Consider the following 2802-nt stretch of genomic DNA (forward strand, 5'->3'; position numbering starts at 1 on the left):
GGGTAGGGATTTGCCCCAGACTTCAGAAAAATTAACTCCTCCCTGTTCCAAAAAATCTCCGTCCGTTAAAACCCGGGAACGGCCGCCGCCCCCTTCTTCCCGTTGCCAACTATCTTCCTGAAATTTGCCTTTACCATCTAAGACCTCTAGCCCTTGGCAAATTTCGTCTTGGAGAGACTGCATAAATTGGCTGACCCGTTGCTTTGCGTCGGCCGGTGGCAAGGAATGGGTTGTTTGGGGTTGGGTTGTGGGAGAAACGGTCATGGTGAAAATTGCTGAAGAGCTTGGGTAACTTGTTTACGAATACCTGAAGGTACGTCTGAAAGATCTAGAACCTGACCCTGACATCGAACTAATGAAGCTCCCGGCAACGTTAGGAGACTTTGGGCAAGTCCGATTTTTCCTAGAATTAAGGGGCTAGGGGGATTTCTCAAACAGGTTCTAAACAGACGGAGAAAAACTGGCAACTCTAGGTTGATTCGGTTCCCTAAAATCACCAGTTTTCCCTGGATAAATTGTCATGCTAGGAGAATCTAGCTTTCGGAGGTGGCGAGCCCTACTTCCGTACTGCCTTGGCTACGACGACGGGTCAGGCTGTTGAAGACCATAATACCGATCGCCTTGATCAGGTTACCTTCAAGTTCGTTGAACATTTTCATGTTCATGGCAAAGGCGTCATTGGCTTCAGCCACAATTCGTTCCGCTGTAGCCTGGTCAATGGGCAGATCATTCATGGCTTGACGATAGGTATTTTTAAAAGCCTTTTCGTCATCAATGTCGGCAAATTCATAGAAAGCCGTGCCACCATCGTGGAGATTCATGGCATTTTGGGCAATTTTCTTGAGAATTTGACCACCGGAAAGATCGCCTAAATAACGGGTGTAGGAATGGGCTACTAACAATTCGGGGGCGGTGGCGGCCACTTCCCGCACTCGGTCTACGTAGGCCTGGCCAGCGGAAGAAATTTTTACTTCCTGCCGCCAATTGGGACCGTAATAGAATTGCAGATCCTGTTCTAAACTTTGTTTACGGTTTAATTCAGGGAAGTAGATCTGGCTCAGGATGGGGTGATCCTTGAATTTTGCCATTTCCTCTTCCATGGCACTGTAGACAAAGTAGAGATTGCCAACCAGCTTACGGTAGGAATTTTTCTCGACAACGCCCTTAAGGAAGCATTTGACAAAGCCGACGTTCTCCGCCATGGAGTGGGATTTTTTCGTCCCTTCCCGCAACTGGGAAGCTAAGTTGACACTCATGCTAAAAATACCTGTATATCTTGGGTTGAATGAAAAGTTGGCTGTTAAGGAAGATAAAAATATGCCTAGTTTATTAGCCTAAACGGATTCGTTAAGTCGTACCATTAAGTTTTTTTAACGTCCCCTCTCCCCCCATGACCTACACAACCCAGCAGTTGCTAGAAATTTTGGAGCAGGAGCTACGGGCCACTTGTCAGGGGAAACGACTGCTGCTCTCCCCCGGCGATCGCCTGGATAATCCCATTGTGGCCAAGGCCATAGACCTGGACCAGGTGGGGAAAGTATTTGCCTATCAAGATTTTCGTGAGCAGATCCATGAATATCAACGGCAACATAACGTTTCGGGGTTGGTGTGGCGCCAATGCCATTTCCGGGGGGAATCCATCGAGTTTCCCGAAATCCATAACCAGTTAACAGCGGTGGAAGGGGACAAGGAAAAATTGATGGCTGTTAAAAGGGAAATATTGGCATTTTGGCAACGACATACGAAGAAGTTAAATTACTGGCTAATCGCTCACCATCACCGACCCCTACGACGGGAATCTTTTGCAGAACTATGGGAACAGGGGGAATGGGCAGAGTTGGACTGCACCCAAACCGAGTTATTTTTAGGTATTTGCTGGGGCAATCCAGTGGAGTATCAATATCAATGGGCCAAACCCAGTTCCGGTTGCCATCGCATTGTGGCCACCCCCGACCAACCCAGCGGCATCAAATTCTAGCAACTTTAATCCCTGGCGATCGCCCAACCATAATCCTCTGATATAGTGTTAGATCGGACTTTATCTGATCATAAGGAGATTTGCCATGGCCCGTCGCTGTCAACTGACTGGAAAAAAAGCCAATAACGGTTTTGCTGTATCCCACTCCCACCGCCGCACCAAAAAATTACAACAGGCGAATTTACAGTGGAAACGGGTTTGGTGGCCCGAAGGTAATCGGTTTGTGCGTCTACGCCTTTCCACCACCGCCATTAAAACTCTAGAATCCAAAGGCATTAACGCCATGGCCAAAGAAGCCGGCATCAACCTCAATAAATTCTAGGCATAGGGGTTGTAGTTTTTATTGGTATCCCAGATCACGGCCCATGGACAAATCCAGAGAGGGGCGGAATCTTCGATTATGGTTCCCGCTCCTTGCCATTGGGGGGTAAGGACATAGGGGCACAGAGCAGGGGAAGACGATAATTTAACAGGAAGGTCAAGATAACGCAGAATGGAAAGGTGAACTTCTCGATGGAGTAACTTCCGATGTTGGCGTTGATGCTATCCGGTGCAGTGGCTTTGGCCAGTCTAGCTTTTTTCTTTTCGGCATTTTTTGCCCCCAAACTGCATCGCAAGGACGATTTCCTTTGGAGTGGCGTAGGCTTTTTCTATGGCCTAGTGCTCTGGAACTGTGCTCAACGTTTCACTGGAGCCATTCTCCTCGGCCAGGCAGCCGTGGTGGTGTTGGTGTTGGCCTTTGCCTGGCAAACTCTCCGACTCCGGGCGGCGATCGCCAGAAAATCCATTGTGGAAGTTCCGAGTTTTTCCCTGTTGGATTGGTT

At 48.5% G+C, this 2802-nt stretch carries 5 protein-coding genes; 3 read left to right on the forward strand and 2 right to left on the reverse strand.

The genetic code is table 11. The annotated features are described in order from the left end of the window. On the reverse strand, positions 1-264 hold a 264-nt coding region (locus tag IQ219_RS18725), incomplete at its 3' end, for a coproporphyrinogen III oxidase (RefSeq protein WP_194073610.1). Between the two features lie 269 nt (positions 265-533). Beyond that, a complete protein-coding gene (locus tag IQ219_RS18730) occupies positions 534-1256 on the reverse strand; it encodes a heme oxygenase (biliverdin-producing) (RefSeq protein ID WP_190598230.1) in 723 nt (240 codons plus the stop codon). A 134-nt stretch (positions 1257-1390) separates the two neighbouring features. Between IQ219_RS18730 and IQ219_RS18735 the strand changes: the two genes are divergently transcribed. The 3 genes from IQ219_RS18735 to IQ219_RS18745 form a co-directional block, all read left to right on the forward strand. Then, entirely contained in the window at positions 1391-1978 is a 588-nt protein-coding gene (locus IQ219_RS18735; protein WP_194073611.1) for a hypothetical protein, read from the forward strand. Between the two features lie 85 nt (positions 1979-2063). After that, entirely contained in the window at positions 2064-2300 is a 237-nt protein-coding gene (rpmB, locus tag IQ219_RS18740; RefSeq protein ID WP_010871496.1) for a 50S ribosomal protein L28, read from the forward strand. A 206-nt stretch (positions 2301-2506) separates the two neighbouring features. Next, the coding region (locus IQ219_RS18745; RefSeq protein WP_228017363.1) for a Ycf66 family protein at positions 2507-2802 on the forward strand (296 nt) is incomplete at its 3' end.

The sequence above is a fragment of the Synechocystis sp. LEGE 06083 genome (assembly GCF_015207725.1).
Taxonomy (GTDB): Bacteria; Cyanobacteriota; Cyanobacteriia; order Cyanobacteriales; family Microcystaceae; genus Synechocystis; species Synechocystis salina.

Bases quoted from the DNA above. Each gene is read 5' to 3' on its own strand.
- IQ219_RS18730 (WP_190598230.1), bottom strand. From the start codon at position 1,256: ATGAGTGTCAACTTAGCTTCCCAGTTGCGGGAAGGGACGAAAAAATCC.
- IQ219_RS18735 (WP_194073611.1), top strand. From the start codon at position 1,391: ATGACCTACACAACCCAGCAGTTGCTAGAAATTTTGGAGCAGGAGCTA.
- rpmB (WP_010871496.1), top strand. From the start codon at position 2,064: ATGGCCCGTCGCTGTCAACTGACTGGAAAAAAAGCCAATAACGGTTTT.